At 44.2% G+C, this 22,308-nt stretch carries 26 protein-coding genes; 9 read left to right on the forward strand and 17 right to left on the reverse strand.

Annotation, left to right across the window (positions count from 1 at the left end):
• The first annotated feature begins 1 nt into the window (after nt 1).
• Together S2091_RS18030 and S2091_RS18035 are read left to right on the forward strand one after the other, a co-directional pair.
• Nucleotides 2-817, forward strand: a complete 816-nt coding sequence (locus tag S2091_RS18030) for an alpha/beta fold hydrolase (protein WP_105533353.1) — start codon at nt 2-4, stop codon at nt 815-817.
• 21 nt (nt 818-838) lie between these two features.
• Nucleotides 839-1,456 (forward strand): LysE family translocator, encoded by a 618-nt coding sequence (locus S2091_RS18035; RefSeq protein ID WP_105533354.1) that lies wholly within the window; start codon nt 839-841, stop codon nt 1,454-1,456.
• Between the two features lie 11 nt (nt 1,457-1,467).
• On the opposite strand, the gene S2091_RS18040 is transcribed toward S2091_RS18035, so the two are convergent.
• Nucleotides 1,468-2,196 (reverse strand): substrate-binding periplasmic protein, encoded by a 729-nt coding sequence (locus S2091_RS18040; RefSeq protein ID WP_105533355.1) that lies wholly within the window; start codon nt 2,194-2,196, stop codon nt 1,468-1,470.
• Nucleotides 2,197-2,358: 162 nt separating this feature from the next.
• Between S2091_RS18040 and S2091_RS18045 the strand changes: the two genes are divergently transcribed.
• A complete protein-coding gene (locus S2091_RS18045; protein WP_105533356.1) occupies nt 2,359-3,054 on the forward strand; it encodes an HAD family hydrolase in 696 nt (231 codons plus the stop codon).
• Nucleotides 3,055-3,118: 64 nt separating this feature from the next.
• Here the strand turns inward: S2091_RS18045 and S2091_RS18050 are convergent, their stop codons facing one another.
• From S2091_RS18050 to S2091_RS18060, 3 genes are all read right to left on the reverse strand, one after another.
• Nucleotides 3,119-3,625 carry a hypothetical protein gene (locus tag S2091_RS18050; protein WP_105533398.1) on the reverse strand — a complete coding sequence of 169 codons (507 nt, stop codon included), beginning with the start codon at nt 3,623-3,625 and terminating at the stop codon, nt 3,119-3,121.
• Nucleotides 3,626-3,670: 45 nt separating this feature from the next.
• Nucleotides 3,671-4,807, reverse strand: a complete 1,137-nt coding sequence (locus S2091_RS18055) for an MGDG synthase family glycosyltransferase (protein WP_105533357.1) — start codon at nt 4,805-4,807, stop codon at nt 3,671-3,673.
• A gap of 111 nt (nt 4,808-4,918) precedes the next feature.
• Nucleotides 4,919-5,644, reverse strand: a complete 726-nt coding sequence (locus tag S2091_RS18060; RefSeq protein ID WP_105533358.1) for an ABC transporter ATP-binding protein — start codon at nt 5,642-5,644, stop codon at nt 4,919-4,921.
• Between S2091_RS18060 and S2091_RS18065 the strand changes: the two genes are divergently transcribed.
• The 5 genes from S2091_RS18065 to S2091_RS18085 all read left to right on the forward strand — a co-directional run bounded on the left by S2091_RS18065 (nt 5,643) and on the right by S2091_RS18085 (nt 8,609).
• Nucleotides 5,643-6,302, forward strand: a complete 660-nt coding sequence (locus tag S2091_RS18065) for an arylesterase (RefSeq protein ID WP_105533359.1) — start codon at nt 5,643-5,645, stop codon at nt 6,300-6,302. The two genes, S2091_RS18060 and S2091_RS18065, sit on opposite strands and share 2 nt — an antisense overlap.
• A gap of 78 nt (nt 6,303-6,380) precedes the next feature.
• Nucleotides 6,381-6,734, forward strand: coding sequence for a CZB domain-containing protein (locus S2091_RS18070; RefSeq protein ID WP_105533360.1), 354 nt, complete (start codon nt 6,381-6,383; stop codon nt 6,732-6,734).
• 141 nt (nt 6,735-6,875) lie between these two features.
• Entirely contained in the window at nt 6,876-7,709 is an 834-nt protein-coding gene (locus S2091_RS18075; RefSeq protein ID WP_105533361.1) for a universal stress protein, read from the forward strand.
• A gap of 247 nt (nt 7,710-7,956) precedes the next feature.
• Complete coding sequence (locus S2091_RS18080; RefSeq protein WP_105533362.1) at nt 7,957-8,172, forward strand: hypothetical protein; 216 nt, start codon at nt 7,957-7,959, stop codon at nt 8,170-8,172.
• A 29-nt stretch (nt 8,173-8,201) separates the two neighbouring features.
• Nucleotides 8,202-8,609, forward strand: coding sequence for a GtrA family protein (locus tag S2091_RS18085; RefSeq protein ID WP_105533363.1), 408 nt, complete (start codon nt 8,202-8,204; stop codon nt 8,607-8,609).
• 21 nt (nt 8,610-8,630) lie between these two features.
• Here the strand turns inward: S2091_RS18085 and S2091_RS18090 are convergent, their stop codons facing one another.
• Together S2091_RS18090 and S2091_RS18095 are read right to left on the reverse strand one after the other, a co-directional pair.
• Complete coding sequence (locus S2091_RS18090) at nt 8,631-9,026, reverse strand: acyl-CoA thioesterase (protein WP_105533399.1); 396 nt, start codon at nt 9,024-9,026, stop codon at nt 8,631-8,633.
• Between the two features lie 38 nt (nt 9,027-9,064).
• Nucleotides 9,065-9,841, reverse strand: coding sequence for an SDR family oxidoreductase (locus tag S2091_RS18095; RefSeq protein WP_105533364.1), 777 nt, complete (start codon nt 9,839-9,841; stop codon nt 9,065-9,067).
• A gap of 288 nt (nt 9,842-10,129) precedes the next feature.
• Here S2091_RS18095 and S2091_RS18100 point away from each other — a divergent pair, with 288 nt between their 5' ends.
• Nucleotides 10,130-11,758, forward strand: a complete 1,629-nt coding sequence (locus S2091_RS18100; protein WP_105533400.1) for an electron transfer flavoprotein-ubiquinone oxidoreductase — start codon at nt 10,130-10,132, stop codon at nt 11,756-11,758.
• Nucleotides 11,759-11,827: 69 nt separating this feature from the next.
• On the opposite strand, the gene S2091_RS18105 is transcribed toward S2091_RS18100, so the two are convergent.
• From S2091_RS18105 to nuoH, 11 genes are all read right to left on the reverse strand, one after another.
• Complete coding sequence (locus S2091_RS18105) at nt 11,828-12,571, reverse strand: OmpW/AlkL family protein (RefSeq protein ID WP_105533365.1); 744 nt, start codon at nt 12,569-12,571, stop codon at nt 11,828-11,830.
• 233 nt (nt 12,572-12,804) lie between these two features.
• The gene (locus S2091_RS18110) at nt 12,805-13,551 is read right to left on the reverse strand and encodes an OmpW/AlkL family protein (RefSeq protein ID WP_105533366.1); all 747 of its coding nucleotides are present in this window, start codon (nt 13,549-13,551) and stop codon (nt 12,805-12,807) included.
• Between the two features lie 240 nt (nt 13,552-13,791).
• Nucleotides 13,792-14,358, reverse strand: a complete 567-nt coding sequence (locus S2091_RS18115) for an NUDIX domain-containing protein (protein WP_105533367.1) — start codon at nt 14,356-14,358, stop codon at nt 13,792-13,794.
• Nucleotides 14,355-14,654: a DUF2818 family protein gene (locus S2091_RS18120; protein ID WP_105533401.1), complete on the reverse strand. Its 300-nt coding sequence runs from the start codon at nt 14,652-14,654 to the stop codon at nt 14,355-14,357. The genes S2091_RS18115 and S2091_RS18120 overlap by 4 nt, the downstream gene beginning before the upstream one ends.
• Before the next feature lie 5 nt (nt 14,655-14,659).
• Nucleotides 14,660-16,135: an NADH-quinone oxidoreductase subunit NuoN gene (gene nuoN, locus S2091_RS18125; RefSeq protein WP_105533402.1), complete on the reverse strand. Its 1,476-nt coding sequence runs from the start codon at nt 16,133-16,135 to the stop codon at nt 14,660-14,662.
• Nucleotides 16,136-16,156: 21 nt separating this feature from the next.
• Nucleotides 16,157-17,641, reverse strand: a complete 1,485-nt coding sequence (locus S2091_RS18130) for an NADH-quinone oxidoreductase subunit M (RefSeq protein ID WP_105533368.1) — start codon at nt 17,639-17,641, stop codon at nt 16,157-16,159.
• A 20-nt stretch (nt 17,642-17,661) separates the two neighbouring features.
• Entirely contained in the window at nt 17,662-19,737 is a 2,076-nt protein-coding gene (gene nuoL / locus S2091_RS18135; protein WP_105533369.1) for an NADH-quinone oxidoreductase subunit L, read from the reverse strand.
• A gap of 6 nt (nt 19,738-19,743) precedes the next feature.
• Nucleotides 19,744-20,058: an NADH-quinone oxidoreductase subunit NuoK gene (gene nuoK, locus S2091_RS18140; protein ID WP_105533370.1), complete on the reverse strand. Its 315-nt coding sequence runs from the start codon at nt 20,056-20,058 to the stop codon at nt 19,744-19,746.
• Nucleotides 20,055-20,714 carry an NADH-quinone oxidoreductase subunit J gene (locus tag S2091_RS18145; RefSeq protein ID WP_105533371.1) on the reverse strand — a complete coding sequence of 220 codons (660 nt, stop codon included), beginning with the start codon at nt 20,712-20,714 and terminating at the stop codon, nt 20,055-20,057. Before S2091_RS18145 ends, nuoK begins: the two co-directional genes overlap by 4 nt.
• A gap of 18 nt (nt 20,715-20,732) precedes the next feature.
• Entirely contained in the window at nt 20,733-21,221 is a 489-nt protein-coding gene (gene nuoI, locus S2091_RS18150; RefSeq protein WP_105533403.1) for an NADH-quinone oxidoreductase subunit NuoI, read from the reverse strand.
• A gap of 16 nt (nt 21,222-21,237) precedes the next feature.
• A complete protein-coding gene (nuoH, locus tag S2091_RS18155; RefSeq protein WP_207769748.1) occupies nt 21,238-22,305 on the reverse strand; it encodes an NADH-quinone oxidoreductase subunit NuoH in 1,068 nt (355 codons plus the stop codon).
• Nucleotides 22,306-22,308: the final 3 nt, after the last annotated feature.

The raw sequence follows: 22,308 nt of genomic DNA on the forward strand, positions 1-22,308 counted from the left end.
GATGATTTATCAAGTACAGGGAAACCCGGTTTATTGCTATACCGGCGGCAAGGCATTCCAGGCTGAATTGGCGACGCTGGTTTTTATTCATGGCGCACAAAATGATCATTCTGTTTGGGCTTTACAAAGCCGTTATTTGGCACATCACGGTTACAACGTATTAGCGGTTGATTTGCCCGGGCACGGTCGCAGCGCAGGCAACGCATTGACTTCGATTGAAGACATGGCGACATGGCTACTGGCTTTACTCGACGTCGCAGGCGTAGTAGGCGAGGCGAAAGCGAGTTTAATCGGGCACAGCATGGGTTCGTTAATCGCACTGGAAACAGCGCGTTGTGCACCTGATCGTGTGACAAAACTGGCGCTGTTAGGCAACGCTTATCCGATGAAAGTGGCCGACGCTTTATTAACGATGGCGCGTGACGATGAAGCCGCAGCGATCGATATGGTAAATAGCTGGTCACACTGCACCAGCACCCAACAATCGGCAATTCCCGGTTTTAATGTGCAAGGCAATGCACAACGATTAATGCAACGCATGTCCGCCATTAATCCAGCGCAGCTGTTTTACACCGATTTTTCCGCCTGCAATAATTATCAGCAAGGTGAAGCCGCGGCAGTGGCCATTAACAGCCAGCAGTGCCCAACGCTGTTTGTCATGGCTAAGCAAGATCGCATGACTCCGGTCAAGGCCAGTGCCACTTTACGCTCGAGCATTCTTGGCTCCAAGGTGGTTGAAATCGCCAACTGCGGCCATTCATTAATGACCGAGCAACCAGATGCGGTATTGACGGCTTTAGTCCAATTCTTAAAATAAAAAACTTTCACAAATAAATCCATGAGCATCACTAATTTATGGCTGTTTACAGCGACTGAAGCCGCGTTATCGTTGTCTCCAGGACCTGCTGTCATTATGGTGGTTGCTTATGGAATTGCTCGCGGCCAGCGCGGCGCGCTGTTTGTTACCTTGGGAATATTGGCAGCGAATGCGCTGTACTTTGCCTTATCGGCCACAGGTATTGGCGGACTTATTGCTGCATCGCCGCAGCTTTTTCATTATATTAAATGGTGCGGTGCGGCCTATTTAATTTACCTCGGCCTATCAGCCATCTTTGGTAAAGCTTCACCCATTACACTTTCTAAAATGAATGCCAATGCTCAATCAGGTTGGCGCATTTTTAGGGGAGCGGCGTTATTGCAGCTCTCCAATCCTAAATCCTTGCTGATGTTTGTCTCCATTCTTCCGCAATTTATAGACCCAGGCGCCCCCGTTGGCAGGCAAATGTTGATTCTTGCCGCCTGCTCCATTATTCCGGAATTCTTTATTTTATTGGGCTATGGCATGCTCGCGTCTAAAGCAAGCCGCACCTTAACCCAACAAAAATATGCGGTAATTACTGAACGGGTTGCAGGCTGTTTGGTACTCATGGCTGGTGTGATGGTGGCAGCGATTTAATGTACCTCCGGTTATGGCGGCGACAGTTTATATTTATTAAGGATTTTTTCATTAGTGCCATCCAGTTCCATTTCCTTAAAAATTGCACTCATCGTTTCAACTAATTTTTTGTCCATATTAAGATTGCACATTAAATTAAGCCCACGCCGAAACACAACAAACTGTTTCGTAATTTTTTTTTGCAGGCCAAGTTGCTGAATCATGTAGTCCCCATGTATTTCTGTCGTGATCCAGTAATCTAAACGCTTGTTGATCAATAAATTAGGGTTATCTTCATCGCGTGCTGAAAACTCAATGTTAAAACCTCGCGCAGCCAATTCGGTACCAGAGCCAGCTTTTAGATAAGAGCCGATCACATAGGGCTTTAATTCCGCTAAATTTTTAGGGTTGCGATGGTCATCAGAACGCCCATATGCCACCCAGTTTTCTTCCGCCATCGGCATAACCCATGTATATAGGGTGGCCTTTGCTTCATGGCGAAAAACCGGGAATGAGCAGCCCGTTATGTTATTACGTACATGCTCGTAGGAGCTGGCTTGCGAGGTATGCTCAATCGTAAATTCCCACTTTGCCCGCCGCATCATTTCAGTCACTTCTTCGACGGCAATACCTGTCATCGCAGTTGAGGGTGGATTAAGCATCAGCCACGGTGGATAGGTTTCAAAATAAAAATCAATTGTTGTTGCTGATGCAATTAGTGGCACAAAATAAATAACAACAATGAGTGAGCGGCGCCACATTTTTTTCTCTATAAAAAGCGCTATAGACTTTCATTAAAGCATTCCCCGCTCAGAATTCAATCAAAATCGCACATCATAAAATTATTTACGCATTTGAAATATTCCTGTAAAACAAGTTGTTCATAATCAGCTAAGTTTCCACCTTTTTATTTTTAATAACTTATGTATAAAAGTAATAAGCGACTAATTATCCTTGATGCCGATGGAACGACTATTGATGCGTTTAGTGCAATCACGTCAACTTTCTCTCAGCATGGAATGGATCTTGGGAATGAAGATAACTTCCAAAAACGCCACAATTTATTTAAATACATGGGTGGGTTTAAGGAGTTTCCGCGCAATATTAAAAAACAAATTAGCCATCGCAAGCGCTTGATAGCAACCTTGACCGATGTGTATAGGGATGAGGCACAACTTTATCCTGGCATTGCCGAGTTAATACAGCGCTTAATTTCTGCACCCAATGTCGTCGTTGGCATTGTGACGCGCAACATCACTAATCAGCCAATAGAAACCTTGGGAAAATTATTTTTTCGGCACGGAATTGATGTAGCCCAATTAGACTTCCTACACCACATCCCTGTTAAGCAAAACAAAATAAGCGCATTTAAAGAAATACGCGAACACTACGACATCAACCCAGCGTTAAGTTATATTTGCGGCGATGAGCATAAGGATTACCATGCAGCGCTTGCTTCTGGAATGCACCCGTTTATGGTGTCTTACGGTTTTGAAGATCACCAGCGACTCACCGAAAAATTTAATATCCCAGAAGAACTGATTGCACGCAGCCCTAGAGAACTATGCGCCAGGGTGTGCCACACTTTGCAATTAACTGAGCTTATTGATCCAGATTAATGTTCGCGCTGAATGGGCAATATTAACTAAGGTTAGAAACTAAGATTAGTTTCTAACACCCTCGTCAAACAGCTTCTTCAAATCCTGGCTTTTCAGTTTTATCAGAAAAAGAATAGGCCAGCATCACCATCCCTATCGCAATGGCAAACCAATAGTCAATCGGTGCGCCGCCCCACCAATGTCGATGCCAGGTAACATTGATCGGATCAAATCGCGCCAGGCCAAAGGCGGGGTTCAGCACAAACCAGAGAAAATCTTCTATTACCCAAAACAGCATCACCGAAGCCACTACCCGCGCTTCGATTCTCCAGCTCCATTTACCTATTAAAAAAATCGGCAAATGAAATATCAAGCCGATGAATGTAAACACCCACGCATGGTAGCCAGTCATGGCACGACCACCCCAAAATAGCGTTAATAACCAATGCTGCTCAATACGCCAAGTCGGCAAATTAGCCGCCCAACCGCCATCAGGCCCTTCAATTTGAATTTCGACTTTGGCAAAGAAAAATCCCAACACGAATACATATAAAAATAAGATGACAAGCTGTCTGCCATCAATTTGCGCCATTTTTTTAGCGCAAACATGTTTAATTTTATTTACCAGTTTCATCATTCAGCGCTCCAAAACATGCGTCAGTACGGCATGTGCTGCATTGGGTTTGGCGATTGCCAACATTTTTTGACGCATAGTTACTAACCGCTCAGGCTCAACGATGAATTGCCGGATTTTAAAATCCAGCCCAACAATGTCATGCGCTTTAACGGCCGCACCCTGCTCCATTAAATAATCACCGTTACGTTCTTCCTGGCCGGGAATCGGATCAACCAATAACATCGGCAAGCCCATAATCAAGCATTCAGAACTGGTTAAGCCACCGGGCTTAGTAATCACCACATCGCTGGCGGCCATCAGATTTTCTATGCATTTACTAAAGCCGAATATCACTAATCTGTCGGTATATTGGATAGCTAACTGTTGCAGTTCAGCCAGTCGAAGTGGGTTATTTCCAGCGACCGCAATGACTTGCAGCGTGTCGTTATTGCGCAATAAACGCTCAGCAATTTCAGTCACGGTACCAATTCTGGCGCCACCGCTCAAAATTAACGCGGTAGTCAATTCTGGCTTCAGGCACAGTTCCATACGACAATCATGTTTCTTTTTGTCAGCCAAAAAGACTGGGGACACAGGAATGCCGGTGACATGCACCACATCATTCGCAATTCCACGTTCACGCATTTTAAAAGCGACTTCATGATTAGCAGCAAAGTAGCCGCGCATATGCGGTTGCACCCACAAACTGTGCAAATCAAAGTCCGTCACTTGCACCCAAACCGGGCAAGTTAAGCGTCCATGTTTAATTTCCCGCGCGAGTAATTCCGCAGGTAGGAAATGCGTGCAAATGATGTGATCAGGTTTAAATTCGGCGATTTTTTTGATGAGTTTTTTGGTGCACAACTGCTCAATTGAACGGCGTAGCATGGAGCTAATATCGCTACGTTGTGCGTCATCGGTTTTTTTATATAAATAGGCCCACAATGCTGGCGCATGATTGATTAAGTGGCGATAAAAATCACTATATACACCACGAAAACTGCGACTGACATACGACATAACATCAATATGCTGCGCATGAATATGACTAAACTGCGGCTGACTAAATTGCGAAGACGTTTCTAACAAAGCTTCAGCGGCGCGTACATGACCTGATCCGGCTGACACACTAATCATTAATACTCGTGGTTGAGGCATTTACATTTTCCCATTCATAAACTAGCAGATATAACTGACCAGTTTATTCTTGAGAAATTTCAGGCGTGTGACGAAACCATTAGCAACCGCCAGAAATCATTGACGATATAACTAGATCAACTGCCCCGCAGCTATCGTCAAAACACGATCACAAAGCTCGGCCACTTTAGGGTCATGCGTCACCAAAACCAGAGTCGAACCGCGCTCCCGGTTTAAGGAAAACATCAACTCCATCACCGCTGCGCCAGTAACCGCATCTAAGCTGCCGGTTGGCTCATCGGCAAATAACAGCGGTGGCTCAGTGACAAAGGCACGCGCCAAGGCAACCCGCTGTTGCTCACCGCCCGATAAAAACTTGGGGTAATGCGTTAAGCGGCTGGATAATCCCACCCGACCCAGCATTTGCTCTGCCTTTTCACGCGCTTGTGAGCCCGAAAATTGATCGCCACGCAATTCCAGCGGCAGCATCACGTTTTCCAGCGCTGTTAAATGCCCCAGCAACTGAAACGACTGAAACACAAAACCGAGCTTTTGTTTGCGCAGCGCTGCCCGACCGTCTTCGTCCAGCTTGAAAATATCCACGCCGTCTATCTTGACCGAACCGGTGCTGGGCACATCAAGACCGGCCAACAATCCTAATAATGTTGATTTGCCTGAACCCGAAGCGCCAACAATAGCCATCGTTTGGCTAGCCGGTACGGTAAAATTCAGGTCATGCAAAATGGTCAGTTCACCACTGGCATCAAAAACGCGCTTACTTAAGTTGAGTACATCAATAGCAGCTGGCGCATTGGATAGATCACGATTAGCTTCATTATTTTGAGGTAAATGCTTCATGCAAAAATTTCGCCTGACTGAAAAATGGTTTAAAAAACTAAGCTGGGTTTTATTCTTAACGATCTTATTTACTGCGCTCAGCGGTTTTAGGACTGCCTATTCTGCACCAAAAACAGTCCTCGTGTTGGGTGATAGTTTATCGGCCGAATATGGATTGGCACGCGGTACTGGTTGGGTCGCCTTGCTGGAACAACGAATTCAAGATAAAAAGCTCGCTGTTCAGGTGATTAATGCCAGTATCAGCGGCGACACCACCAGTGGCGGCTTAGCTCGGATTAACGATTTATTAAAAAAACACCAACCAACGACAGTCATTATTGAACTGGGTGGCAACGACGGCTTACGCGGCTTATCCTTGACTGCATCGGAGCAAAATTTTCGCGCCATGATTGCGGCTAGCAAAACCGCTAAAGCCAACGTGCTGTTAGTCGGCATGCAAATTCCGCCTAACTATGGCCGTACTTATACCGATCAATTCTCGGCCATGTATGGAAAAATCGCCAAGGAAACCAAGATTCCCTTAGTGCCATTTTTACTGGCCGGTGTAGCAGATAAACCTGAATTATTTCAAGCCGATCGCATTCATTTAATTGCCGCAGCGCATCCAAGTATATTGAACAATGTTTGGCCTTATTTGTTGCCATTAATAAGTAAATAATTGATTTCAATCACAAACCATCTAAACTTATCTTGCTAACATTCTGAATGAATTGTGGATTTATTACGGGAGATAAAAATGGATCTGCGTACCGCTTATGAGAGTGACAAAGAACTGAAAGATCAATTTATCATGGCCATTGAAGCCAATGCCCAAGTTGATGCGACAGTGATCATGAAATCGGACCGTTGTGCACTAGGAGTGTGGCTGCATGGCGAAGCGGAACGCAAGTTCAAATTTTTAAGCTCGTATAAGCCGTGCATGGAAGCGCACGAAGCATTTCACGCGCAAGCAGCAAAGGTAGCGCGACAAATTAATCTGGGCGAACACACTTCCGCACGCAGCATGCTGGCCGACGGTACGCCTTATGCCAAAGCATGTTCATCACTGGGCTCGGCCTTGATTATGTTAAAGAAGGACGCAAAAATATAAGCAAGGTGCTTTTTCGATATTTTGTGCAATATTGCATAAAATAGTAGAACAATCGAATTGAAAAATTAAAAACCAAACTAAATAACAGCTCTTGCAAAGATTCAACATCGCCAATTAAGATCACCTCATTAAGGAATTACTATGACTTATAAAACGATATTAGTTCACATTGACGATACTAGCCGCTCACCAAGCCGCATTCAACTCGCAGCGCAATTAGCCATGAAACAGGACGCTCACCTGCTTGCTATTGCGGATACCGGTGTTTCACGGTTTATCTATCAAGACGGCAATATCAATGGCGTTGATCCAAGCTTACTGAGTCACTTAGAGTATTTGCGTGAACGAGCTACACAAAATGTCGTCGATTTTAAAATCCAAGCGGCCAAATTAGGTGTGACTTCATTCAGTAGCGAAATTACCCAAGATGATGCTTGCGGCGGGATAGGTTTACGAGCGCGATATTGCGATTTGGTGATTGTTGGACAAACCAATCCAGACGAGGCTTCCCCTGCCGTGATGGATGATTTCCCTGAATACATGATCCTTAATTCGGGCCGTCCGGTATTAATTATCCCGTACGCAGGTGACTTCAATCAGCCTGGGAAGCGCCCATTGATTGCCTGGGACGGCAGCCGCGCCGCAACCCGCGCTATTACCGACGCCATTCCCTTATTACGTACAGCCGATTTAGTGAATGTAGCGATAGTTAACCCCAAGGGTGATACGCACGGCGAGCAACCTGGCGCTGACATTGCCGCTTATTTAGCGCGCCACGGCATTAAGCTGGACGTTTCAGTGCACAACACAAAACTCAATACCGGCAACGCTTTATTATCCTTAGCGTCGGATTTAAATTCGGATTTAATGGTGATGGGTGGTTACGGCCATTCGCGTTTCAGGGAAATGATTATGGGCGGAGCAACCCGTACCATCTTGGAAAGCATGACGATTCCCACATTGATGTCGCACTAAAGCAAGAACAGGAAATTCTCCGCATCACGAAATCGGGTGGAACTAATAACCGCCACCCGCGATTTCTGCCACAGCCTGAGATCCAACATCGAATCAGCCACAGCTGATTCCCTTTCGCCTCCAAAAAAAACAGCGTCCGAGTAATTTCCCTTATTTTCCCTGCATGAAGGTAAGCTGATTTATACGATGTTTTGCACCCATGAGTAAGTTCAAGTTAAACTATTACTTTTCGTGCGGAGGATTAATCATGCGACACATTCTTATTTTTTCACTATTACTCACCCTTGTCTGTGGGCTATCTGCATGTGGGAAAACCGATAATAAAGCAGTTGAAGAAAAACCTGCTTTCGATATTGCGCCACAACGTGCGCAACTGCAAAAAGCCAAAGATCTTGAGAAAAAAATGCAGGAAGATGCTGAGAATCAGCGCAAAGTCATTGAACTTCAAACCAATCCAAAATAATCTGCTAACTAACAACACATCAAGAACCCATGCAATTTAGTCCAAAATCGATCGCCCTATTTCGTCAATTCATCCATTTCGCCGCTGTCGGCTTATCTGGCACGTTAGTGCAATATCTCAGTTTATGGATAGGCGTTGAATATTTTTTAATGGCAGCAGCCGTCGCATCAGCCATCGGCTACATTCTTGGTTCGGTGGTTAATTATTTGCTGAATTATTTCTTTACTTTCAGCAGCGGCAAATCACATAAAGAAGCAGCCAGTAAATATTTTTCCGTCATTGGAATCGGCTGGTGTCTTAACTTCTTGCTGATGAGCTTGTTTGTAAAACAGCTGGGATGGTATTACTGGTTTGCGCAAATCATTACGACTGGCATAGGCTTGTTGTGGAATTTTTCGGGAAGTAAATGGTGGGCGTTTAAACACAAGCCCACCTAACTCACTTAGTCAACGCGATAGTCATCGAAATTGAGCAAGAACAGCTTCGGGTAACGGAGCTGATTTTTCTTGTACAGTATCAACCCACACCACTTTTGCCTGCCCTTCCGCACACCGCGTTTTCTCGGCACCCAAACGATAAATTTGGTAATGCGTATTAAAACTGGAACGGCCCGGCGCAGCAATAAACATCTGCACTTCAATTTGATCCGGATATTTTAATGAGCGCAAAAAATTACATTGCGCATTGATTAAAACGGGACCAGTGTTTGACGCACTGGCCACGTCTAAAAATGAAGCCATCCATTCAATTCTAGCTTGCTCCATATAACGGAAATACACGGTGTTATTGACATGTCCAAATGCGTCCATGTCACCCCACCGCACCGGCATACAACATGTATAGACCAACTTCAACTCAGATTGCTGGTTTTGCTGCGTATTTCCTACTGTCGTCATTGAATACTCATCCCATCATCAGCACTCACAATTGCGCCATTTAAAAACCGGGATTCTTCTGCGGCTAATAACAACAATAATCCATCCAAATCTTCTGGCTGGCCCAGGCGATTGCGCGGCAACATGCTCATCAATTTTCTGCCTGCTTCGCTATCAAAATAACTTTGATTAATTTCGGTGGCAATGTAACCAGGGCAAATCGCATTCACATTAATACCGTATTTACCCCATTCCAATGCCATCGCCTTGGTCATTTGAATGACGGCCGCCTTACTCATGCAATAAATACCAATTTGAGGTAACGCACGCATACCGGCAACCGAGGCGATATTAACTATTCTGTGCTGTTTTTTAGGATCACCTTTAGCGCGCGCAACCATGCGTTTAGCGGTTTCCTGCGCCACAAAAAAGGCACCGCGCTGATTAGTATCCATGACATAGGCGTAATCGTCTGGCGTGACATCCAACAAGCGCTGCGTTGTAGAAACTCCGGCGTTATTAATCAAGATGTCAATCGGCCCGGCTTCGGTTTCCGCATGCGCAATCGCCGACTTAATGCTGGCATAGTCGCTCACGTCGAGCTGCACCATATGGGCGGCGCCGCCTTCGGCTTCAATTTCGGCACGCAATTCTTTTAAGCGATCAATTCGTCGTGCTGCCAACACCACTTGCGCACCGGCTTGAGCTAATACTTTTGCAAAGCGCGCACCTAAACCGCTGGATGCGCCAGTAACTAAAGCGATTTTTCCTTCGAAATTAACTTCAATACCCATCGTTGCCTCCTCAAATATAAAACATCACAACATGATGCCATAATTGTTGCAATTTCAGTGATGCAATCAGCACCCTATTCCAGTCATTTAATGCATATTTTGACTGGCTCTGACATAATTTCGACATTCGTTTCAAAATTCGTTGCTACGCTATCTTGCTCAATTCGTCAGTAACCTATATTATTCAAACAAAAAATAAGCACGCTCGTACTAAATTAACCTTACAACCAAAATGAGATCACCGTTATGACTACAAACTTCCTGGAAAAATTTGGGCCACGCGATACGATGGAATACGATGTCGTTATCGTCGGCGGTGGTCCTGCTGGGCTGTCAGCGGCGATCAAACTCAAGCAACTAGCGCTAGCTCAAAGCAAAGAAGTATCAGTCTGCGTGCTGGAAAAAGGCGGTGAATTAGGCGCACATATTTTATCCGGCGCAGTGATGGACCCGATCGCCATCAATGAATTATTCCCAAACTGGAAAGAACTCGGCGCACCGTTAAATACCGAAGTCAGCGAAGATCGTTTTTTAATGTTAACCGAAACTGGCTCCATCAAAACTCCCAATTGGATGCTGCCGGATTGCTTTCAAAACCACGGCAACTACGTTATTTCCTTAGCTAATGTGGTGCGCTGGTTAGGCCAGCAGGCTGAAAGCTTAGGTGTTGAAATTTTCCCTGGCTTCCCTGCTGCTGAAATTTTATATAACGAAGATGGCTCAGTAAAAGGCGTCGCCACTGGCAACATGGGCGTAAGCCATGACGGCACAGCCAGTGCGGCATTCCAGCTAGGCATGGAATTACACGCGAAATACACCTTGTTTGCAGAAGGTGCACGTGGCCACCTCGGCAAACAGTTGATGCAAAAATTCAACTTAAACGAACAGTGCGACCCACAAACTTACGGTATCGGTATCAAAGAATTGTGGGAAATAGATCCTGCTAAGCATCAAGCCGGTTTAGTCATACACACTGCTGGCTGGCCGTTAGCTTCAGATACTTATGGCGGCTCTTTCCTGTATCACCTGGAAAACAACCAGGTGGCAGTTGGCCTAGTAGTTGGCTTAAGCTACGCCAATCCGTATTTGTCGCCTTATGAAGAATTTCAACGCTACAAAACCCATCCGGCAATTCGTCACTTCTTTGAAGGCGCTAAACGGATCTCTTACGGCGCACGCGCGATTACTGCTGGTGGACTTCAATCCTTACCTAAACTCACCTTCCCGGGCGGAGCATTGATCGGGTGTGATGCTGGATTCTTGAATATGAGCCGTATCAAAGGTAGCCACGCAGCAATGAAGAGCGGTATGTTGGTAGCAGAATCCATCTTCACGGCATTAGCTTCAGAGCGCGCTCATGATGAACTGAGCAGCTACAGCGTCGCATTTAAAGATTCATGGTTACATACCGAATTGCATAAAGCACGTAACGTTAAACCGTGGTTGGCAAAAGGTTTGTATTTTGGTGCTGCGATGGTGGGTATCGATCAAATCCTATTCAAGGGTAAAGCGCCATGGACATTGCATCACCAGCATGCGGACCATGAATGCCTGCGCCCTGCTTCCGAATTTGAACCTATTGTGTATCCAAAACCGGATGGGAAATTAACATTTGATCGACTTTCCTCAGTCTTCATTTCCAACACCAATCACGCTGAAGACCAGCCGATACATTTGACGTTGAAAAACGCAGAGGTACCTGTCGGTATCAATTTAGCGCAATACGCGGGCCCGGAAGCACGTTATTGCCCTGCTGGCGTATACGAATTTATTAAAGCCGATGATGGCGCGGATAAGCTGCAAATCAACGCTCAAAACTGCGTGCATTGCAAGACTTGCGACATTAAAGATCCGACTCAAAATATCGTTTGGGTAACACCAGAAGGCGGCGGCGGACCGAATTACCCGAATATGTAATATTCAAGCTCCATAAAAAAAGCCGCAAACGCGGCTTTTTTTATGGAGCTGAGATCAATCTAAATCAACTTAGAAGCGATATCCGATAGCAGCATAAAGTACGATAGGGTTCAAAGTAAGTGTTGTATTACCCTGCACTGATCCAACTAGGGTTGGATTGATAGTTAAATCCGCCGTTGTTTTTAACTTTACATAAGACACTGTAAAACTGGCATACCAATCTTTATCAATCGCGTAACTTGCGCCAGCATTGAATACTGGAACCCAAGAACTGCCCAATTTAGCGGTAGAAACAGCGCTAGAATCAAATCCTTGTTGTTGTCCATATGTCTGAAAGCTATTAGACAATGAAACATCTGAATAACTTACATGAGCGATACCCAATCCTAAAATTGGACGGAATGCTGTTTGCGCAGTACCAAAATAATACTTGCCGAGTAAAGCCGGAGCCCATTGCTTGGCTGTACCAATTTGACCAATTGGAGCGAAAGTCCCCGTACCGATTAATTTATAAGTCGGCGGTACACCGATATCAAGGGAAGCAACCCAATTGTCGGTCAAAAAACGATCGATAGATACTTCCAAGGTATTGGTAGGATCAACGCTTGCGCCTGAACCTACTTTTGGTCCCGCTACTCCCGGAATATTAGGTGAAGTAATAACTAAAGGTGTACTAGAGTCTTGCGGAGCAATATGAGCCCAACCAGCACTCACAACTGTATCGCCAGCAGATTGAGCAAAAGAAGGCGCTGCAGATGCGGCCAGAATGGCTAAAGCGGCAAATTTAGCTGCGGAAGTAATTTGAAATTGCATTTATTGTCTCCAAATAAAAAATTGGTATTTATGTTGAAAAGCTAAAAATCAAGCAGGACATCCTAACTACACTAGGTATGGCTATTAATGAACTTGACTGAGCGCAATTTTAACCTTCCTCGCGAATTGAGAGTTAGAAGTTTAATTCCATTTGCAACACATTGCATTCAATAAATAACAATAGAAATAAAAAAAGCCGCAAAGCGGCTTTTTTTTGTGATGTTAGTAGCGAATTAGAAGCGGTAACCAACCGAAAGATACGTCACAATCGGATTAAGTGTTAACTTCGTCGTACTTAAAACTGGCCCAACATTAGTCGTCGTCGTTAAGTCAGCGGTAGTTTTCAAACGAACATAAGATACTGAAAAACTCGCGGACCAATCTTTAGTGATAGCGTAATTAATACCAACGTTCACAACAGGAGCCCAAGAACTACTCAACTTGGCTGAAGTATCCGTAGCCTTGATCGCTCCTTGACTTAGCAGGCCTAGCGTGCCAGCCACAGTTTGTTGGAAATTTTGCGTCAAGGAAATATCTGTATAGCGCACATAGGTAGCGCCCACGCCGACAAATGGACGAAACTGCGCGTTTGAGTCAGCAAAAAAATACTTACCTAGTAAGGTCGGAGCCCATTGCTTAGCCTCCCCAATTTGACCAACTGATGCCAATGAACCGGTGCCCTGCAATTTATAGGTTGGAGGAATACCTAAATCAAGCGAGGTTGCCCAATTATCGGTGAGAAAACGCGTTACCGAAAAGCCAAGGGTATTAGTAGGATCTACAGAAGCTCCAGAACCAGGCAATGACGCTGACATTGGCGAAGTAATTCTTAATGGTGTACTAGAGTCTTGAGGTGCTATATGAGCCCAACCTGCGCTTACAATCGTATCACCAGCAGATTGTGCTGAAGCCGATGCAGAAGATATTGCAGCAACCGCCAAAGCCGAGATTTTATATAAAGTAGTTAATTGAGATGACATTTATTTTCTCCTGATGAAATTATTGAGTTAGTGCGCTTAACGTCAGCTGAAAATCAAAGCAAAAAAACGTATGTGTATTAATTGCCAAGTTCAACAAGTTAGATTCTAACTTTAATTTCATTTCAAAAAATGAATGTTTGCATATAAAACATAATTTATTATTATCCATAAAGGTAGCAGAAGTTAAGTCAGCAAGTTATGTGACAAAACAACAGCAAAATGAGTAGAGAGGAAGTAAGACTAGGACTTAAGCCAAAGTCCAGATTGAATTTTTTCCAGCCAAAAAGCACCGATAATGGTTTTTACATCCGTAACTTGACCGTTTTTAACTGCATCCAGTAATTCGGTAAGTGGTGCCCGATAAGTTTCAAGGAATTCACCGTCATCCAGATTTGATTGTCCAGGATGTAAATCACGCGCCAAGAAAATTTCCAGATGCTCATCCGCATACGCAATGGCGTTGTGAATAGTGCAGACAAACTGCCATGAATTTGCCGTGTAGCCGGTTTCTTCAAGCAATTCACGCTTAGCACAATCAAGCGGGTCTTCGTCAAGGTCAATTTTCCCAGCAGGAAACTCGATAAAAACTTGATTAAGTGGATAGCGGTACTGGCGTTCTAATAAAACAGTACCATCTTCAAACAATGGAAGAATAACGACGGCACCAGGGTGTTTTATATATTCACGAAATGTGCTTTTACCATCAGGCAACGCAACTTTATCGCGCTGTATTTTTAAGAAGTGACCGTCATAAACCTGCTCACCAGAAATAAAAGTTTCTTTTAAATGCTTATCTAAGTCAGTCATTGGCGGCGCAAGTATTGATAAACGAAACCTGGAAATGCGAATACGATAAACAGGCAGGCAGAAATGGCGAAAAATTCCCATCCTTGTGGAAATACATTGCCAATACTGACTTCAAACAGATAGGCTAAGCCACCCAGTAAAAAGTAACAGACAAGCAATTCAAGCAAGCGCAGCCAAAATGATTTTTTTGAGCCTGCATTCCTAAGAGGAATCACTGCAAATAAACGTTGATTTAAAAAAGGCAGGTTGGCACCGAACAGTGCCAACACAATCACAATCCAAACAGCTACCGACAGCTGCATTAAGATGCCAATGTTTTAGTAATGGCAACCAAACAGGTATTCATTAGCGATTCAGGCATTATTCCGAATACTAAGACGGCCAAACCATTTAAGCTAAGTACCAAGCGCATTTCTTTACCAACCGCCAATACGTGCGTATCTGACGGCTCATCAAAGTACATCACTTTAATGACCCGAATATAATAAAACGCACCGATTAACGAGAATAAGACAGCTGCGATTGCCAGCCAGACTTGCCCTGTTCCTAATACCGCCTGCAGTACTGATAACTTCGCATAGAATCCCATAAATGGAGGAATTCCAGCCAGTGAGAACATCATCATTAACATCACAAAGGCAAACCATGGACTACGTTTGCTCAAGCCTTTTAAATCATCAATTTGCTCAGATTCAAAACCATTACGTGCTAACAGCAAAATCATGCCGAAAGTACCTAACGTGGTAATAACATAGGTAATCACATAAAACATAGATGAGGCATAAGCGCTCGCGGCTAAATTAACGTGTCCATCTGAAACGCCAGACAGCAGGCCTAACAACATAAAGCCCATGTGTGAAATCGTGGAGAAAGCCAACATACGCTTCAAATTGGTCTGAGCTAAAGCCGCGATATTACCGACCGCCATCGACAAAACTGCCAACACGGTTAACATTTGTTGCCAATCCACAGCTTGTGTAAACAAGGCTTCGACTAAGAGGCGGAAACAAATTGCAAATGCAGCAAATTTTGGAGCAGCACCTAATAACAAGGTAACACTGGTCGGTGAACCTTGATAAACATCGGGTACCCACATATGAAAAGGTACAGCGCCCAATTTAAAGGCCAGGCCAGAAACAATAAATACTAAAGCGAATACTAAAATCGTTTTATTCGCGGTAACTGACGAACTGATCCGTGCAATTTCAGATAAATCCAAAGAGCCAGTTGCACCGTACAACATGGATATTCCGTACAGCAAAAATCCTGAAGCTAATGCACCGAGTACAAAATACTTCATTGCGGCTTCTGTAGATGAAACATGGTTACGGCGCAAAGCGACTAAAGCATATAAAGCTAATGACATCAGTTCCAAACCGAGGTAAATGATCAGTACGTTATTACCTGAAATCATCACCATTTGTCCAAGCAAAGAGAACAAGGCCAGAACGTAGAATTCACCGCCCAACTCATTACCCAGCATGCCGCGATCAGTACTATATTGGCGACTATAAATTAAGGTCATACCAACAGCTAAGTATGAAAACAATTTCAATAAGTTAGACATTGGGTCAGACAAGAACATATTATTGAACGTATACACAGTTTGACCTGCGTTGAAGTCCGACATAGTCAATGCAGCACAAATCACAATGGAAGCGAGCGATAAATAGTGCGTCACTATGCGCTTTGAGTCTGACAAAAACATGTCAATCAACAAGATCGCACAGATCGCCAGTAGTAAAAATAGTTCAGGATATGCCGGTGTAAAATTCATCATCTTTTTGCCTGTTTGGCCTTAAATTTTGGATGTAGCGACATGCGCTAATAAATCAGTGACTGTAGTTTGCATCGCTGCTGTGAAAGGCTGTGGATACAGTCCCATCGCCAATACGGCTATTGCCAACACCGCCAACATAAAAAATTCGCGTGCACTTAAATCAGTTAATTCAGCAACGTGTTTATGTGTTACAGCTCCGAAAACGACGCGCTTTACCATCCACAAGGAATAAGCGGCGCCGAAAATCAAGGCCGTTGCAGCTAACATACCGATCCAGAAATTAAACTTAACCGCGCCCATAATTACCATAAACTCACCAACAAAACCTGAGGTCGCAGGCAAACCGCAATTGGCCATCGAGAACAATACAAAGAAGGCGGCAAATTTCGGCATGGTATTAACAACTCCTCCGTAATCGACGATTTGACGCGAATGAACGCGGTCATATAACACGCCAATACACAGGAACATCGCACCTGAGATGAAACCGTGTGAAATCATTTGAACCAGGCCACCTTGTACCGACATGTCGTTAAACATGAAGAAACCTAGCGTCACAAAGCCCATATGCGCGATGGAAGAATACGCCACCAATTTTTTCATATCGGTTTGAACCAAAGCCACCAAACCGATGTAAATCACGGCAATCAGCGATAAGGTAATAATAAAACCGGATAGGTAGTGGCTTGCATCAGGAGCAATCGGTAAAGAGAACCGCAAGAAACCGTAGGCACCTAATTTCAACATAATTGCCGCCAACACGACGGAACCACCAGTTGGTGCTTCAACGTGCGCATCAGGTAACCAGGTATGTACTGGCCACATTGGTACTTTTACGGCAAACGCCATCAAGAACGCGCAGAAAATCAAAATTTGCTGATTCAAATTGAGCGGCAATTTATGCCAGACAAGAATGTCGAAACTACCGGATTGCGTATATAAATAAATGATGGCAATCAGGGTCAGCAATGAACCCATCAACGTGTACAAGAAAAACTTGAACGACGCATAGACGCGATTTGCACCACCCCAGACACCGATAATGATGTACATCGGGATCAATGTCGCTTCAAAGAATACGTAAAATAGCAGTCCGTCTAAAGCGCAAAACACACCGATCATTAAACCTGACAAGATCAGAAATGCGCCCATGTATTGCGCTACGCGTTTTTCAATGACAACCCAACCTGCGATGACGACGATAACGGAAATAAAAGCCGTAAGTATCACCATCCACAGCGAGATTCCATCAATACCCAAATAATAGTTCACATTAAAGCGCTCTATCCAGCTGGAATGCTCAACGAATTGCATGCCGTGGGCAGCATTATCAAACTCTTTGATTAACGGGAGCGTGACAAGAAAACTGGTGACAGCCCCAATTAAAGAGACGATTCGTACCAGATTTGGATTTTCATCTTTGCCAAAAGCAATGACAAAAATCCCGAACGCGATTGGAAGCCAGATCGCAAGACTTAATAAAATGGAGGTTGACTGCATCATGGTTATATTCTTTGGTCTGCTTATTTAGTAAATGGGTTTGGCATAAAGTAGATCAGGAAACCCAACACGCCAAGTATCATGACAAAGGCATAGTGATAGATATAGCCGGTCTGAATTGTACGAATTGCTCTTGAAGACCAGGCAACCAGTTTGGCACTACCATTGACAATTAAACCGTCGATCAAACCTTTATCACCTATATTCCACAATCCGCCACCCAACAAACGTGCGCCACCAGCAAAAACTACATCGTTAAATTTGTCCATGTAGTATTTATTGTCCAGCAATGTATAAATGAAGCTGAGATTTTTCTTAAGTGCCGCCGGAATTTCAGGTTTCACCATGTAGAACAAATAGGAGGTAGCAACACCCGCCACTGCCAACCAAAACGGCAATGAAGTAAGTGAGTGAATAGCCATACCTAAAGCGCCACCAACTTCATGGAATTCTTCAGTTAATGTTTGCATCGCTTCATGTTGACCGGCCACAAAAATTGCATCTTTAAAGAAGCTGCCATGCAACATAGGCTCAATAGTGAAATAACCGATTAACGCAGAAGGGATAGCCAATAAAATCAATGGCAATGTAATTACCCATGGAGATTCATGCGGTTTTTGCCCCGGAGCTAAACCGTGATGTTCGTGCGCATCGTGGTCATCTGCATGCGCATCCGCAGCATGATGGTCATCATGTCCGTGCTCAGCATGCGCTTTGCCGAAATTTTCTTTACCGTGGAAAACCAGGAAATACATACGGAAAGAGTAGAAAGCGGTAACGAATACACCAGCCAAAACAGAGAACTGAGCGAAGCCTGCACCAGCTAAATGACTGCTTTGTACGGCTTCAATAATGCTATCTTTAGAATAAAAACCGGAGAAGAATGGCGTACCGATCAATGCCAGTGAACCAACTAATGAAGTAATCCAGGTAATCTTCATATATTTACGCAAGCCACCCATATTACGAATATCTTGGTCGTGATGCATACCCATGATGACTGAACCAGCACCTAAAAATAACAAGGCTTTAAAAAATGCATGCGTCATTAAGTGGAATACCGCAACTGAGTAAGCCGATGCACCTAGAGCGACTGTCATGTAACCAAGTTGCGATAAAGTTGAATAAGCAACGACGCGTTTAATATCGTTTTGTATGATGCCCATGAAACCCATGAACAAGGCAGTAATTGCGCCGATCACCAAAATAAACGACAAGGCGGTATCCGACAATTCAAATAACGGCGACATACGTGCCACCATAAAAATACCGGCAGTTACCATTGTCGCAGCATGAATCAATGCTGAAATCGGAGTTGGGCCTTCCATTGAATCAGGCAACCATACATGCAATGGGAATTGCGCCGACTTACCCATCGCACCAATAAACAGGCAGATACAGGCAACGGTAACTAACATCCAGTCAGTGCCTGGCAATACGCCGTGCAGCAAGATGTCTTTATTAGCAAAAACTTCGCTGTAATTCATGCTATTGGTGTAAGCCACAATTAAGCCTATACCGAGAATGAAACCAAAGTCCCCTACCCGATTGACTAAGAATGCTTTCATGTTGGCAAAAATTGCGGTCGGTTTGGTATACCAAAAACCGATCAGCAAATAGGAAACCAAACCAACCGCTTCCCAGCCGAAAAACAATTGCAAGAAGTTGTTGCTCATAACTAGCATCAACATCGAGAAAGTAAACAAGGAAATATAAGAGAAAAAGCGGTTATACCCTTCGTCCTCTGCCATGTAGCCGATTGTGTAAATATGCACCATTAAAGACACAAATGTCACTACACACATCATCATTGCAGAAAGACTGTCTATCTGAAAACCGACTTCCAGTTTTAAGCCAGCGACATCCATCCATTGATAGATCGTACCGTTAAAGCTTGCGCCGTCCAATACCGCCATCAAGGTGTAGATGGAAATGATCATCGCGATCAGCACGCCCAGAATAGTTACACTATGCGAGGTTTTACGTCCTACTATATTCCCTAAAAACTTAGTCCCAAGCAAACCTGCAATAGCAGCGCCTGCCAGTGGTGCCAAAGGCACCGCCAAGAGTAATTGTGGGTTAATCTGCCCTACCGTCATAATTATCTATCCTTTGAGCGTATCTAAGTCTTCAACATTAATGGTGTCTAAATTGCGGAATAAGACGACCAAAATTGCCAAACCAATCGCAGACTCTGCTGCAGCCACGGTTAAGATGAAGAAAACAAAAATTTGCCCTGCTGTGTCGCCCAGGTAATGAGAGAAAGCAATGAAATTCATATTCACTGCCAACAACATCAGTTCAATTGCCATCAATAAAACGATGATGTTTTTTCGATTCAGAAAAATGCCAATCACTGAAATTGCAAATAAAATTGCGCCAAGAATAAGGTAATGGCTAAGAGTAACTGTGAGTATCATTTGCCCTCCTTGTTGGCGTCAGTAGTGCTGCTTGTATCTGCGCTTGCATCCGCTTTTGTGCGAGTCGATTCAGCTTGCATCTTAACAATCCGCACGCGATCCTTACTCTTCACTTTAACCGCCAACGCAGGGTCGAAATGTTTGGTGTCTTTACGTTTGCGCAGAGTCAATGCAACAGCAGCGACAATCCCTAACAACAAAATGGCAGCGGCAATTTCAAATGCGTAGACATAATGGGTATAAATCAATAAACCCAATACTTTCGTATTGTTGATGGTTTCTACTTTTGCTGGCAAGTTACTCACTGGCGTCCAAAAACCGCGTAACAACACCATCGACATTTCAAGCACAATCACTACGCCGACTGTTGCCGCTAACGGGAAATTGCCCCAGAAGCCTTCGCGGATTTTATCCATATTGATATCGAGCATCATCACTACGAACAAGAACAACACCATTACCGCACCGACATAAACCAGAACTAAAACAATCGCCAAAAATTCAGCTTGCAACAACATCCAAAGAGCAGCAGCACTAAAGAACGACAACACTAAAAAAAGTGCCGCATGCACAGGATTGCGTGCAGTAATAACGCGAAACGCAGCACATATTAATATGGCTGAGAATACGTAAAAGAGGACAGAGGTAAATTCCATTATTCGAGCACTTATAGGTTAACGGTACGCCGCATCTTTGGCACGAGCAGCTGCAATTTCCGGTTCATACTTAGTTCCGACTGCCAGCAACATTTCTTTTGTGAAGTACAAATCACCACGTTTTTCACCGTGATATTCCAATATGTGTGTTTCAACAATTGAATCAACCGGGCAAGACTCTTCGCAAAATCCGCAGAAAATACATTTAGTTAAATCAATGTCATAGCGCGTAGTACGACGGCTTCCGTCGGCACGCTGTTCTGATTCAATCGTAATCGCCATTGCCGGGCAAACCGCTTCACAAAGTTTGCAAGCAATGCAGCGCTCTTCACCGTTTGGGTAACTGCGTAAAGCATGCAGACCACGGAAACGCGGTGACATTGGTGTTTTTTCTTCAGGAAATTGCACAGTAATCTTACGTGCAAACATATACCGACCTGTTAAGGCCATTCCTTTTATCAATTCACGCAGCATTAAGCTGGCGAAGAAATCTTTAATAGCGTGCATCTTAGCTTCCATTCACTTATTTCCAGATATTCCACGGGGTTTGCATCCAAGCCGCCACGATCACTAAGTAAACCAGCGTTAGCGGAATAAATACTTTCCAGCCCAAACGCATAATTTGATCAAAGCGGTAACGTGGGAATGAAGCACGCGCCCAAATAAACATGGAAACCACCACAAAGGTTTTAGCACCAAGCCAAATCCAGCCGGGTATCCAAGTTAAGAAACTAAACGGAGCTGCCCATCCACCCAAGAACATCAATGAGGCCACCGCAGAAATCAAAATCATGTTGGCATATTCGGCCAGGAAGAACATGGCAAACGACATGCCTGAATATTCCACCATATGACCAGCAACAATCTCAGATTCACCTTCAACCACGTCGAATGGATGACGATTGGTTTCAGCTATTCCAGAAATAATGTAGACAACAAACATCGGTAGCAATGGCAACCAGTTCCAAGATAGAAAATTTATGCCCAGATCAAAGAAGCGACCTTTACTTTGGCTCATCACGATATCGGTCAGATTCAAGCTACCGGAAACCATCAACACGATTACCAATACAAAACCCATTGCGATTTCATACGACACCATTTGTGCCGATGCGCGCATCGCACCTAAAAATGCGTATTTTGAGTTAGATGCCCAGCCCGCAATAATGACGCCATACACTTCCATGGAAGTGATTGCCATTAATAACAATAAACCGGCATTAACATTGGCCAGTACTGTTTCTGGGCCAAAAGGAATCACTGCCCAAGCAGCCAAGGCTGGCATGATCGTCATAATAGGTGCGATCACAAACAGAGCTTTATTCGCTTTAGTTGGAATAATAATTTCTTTGAGCAGCAATTTCAGTGCATCGGCAACCGGCTGCAACAAACCAGCAGGTCCAACACGATTTGGGCCTAAACGCACATGCATCCAGCCGATCATTTTGCGTTCCCATAACGTCAGGTACGCAACCAAGCCCATGATCGGCAAAGTAATGCAGATGATTTTAATTAATGTCCAAACTGTGACCCATATATTAGACCACCATGATCCAAACCATGCGCCGCCATATGAATTGATAAAGTCCATAAT

It is taken from the genome of Solimicrobium silvestre, from assembly GCF_002976435.1.
GTDB lineage: Bacteria > Pseudomonadota > Gammaproteobacteria > Burkholderiales > Burkholderiaceae_D > Solimicrobium > Solimicrobium silvestre.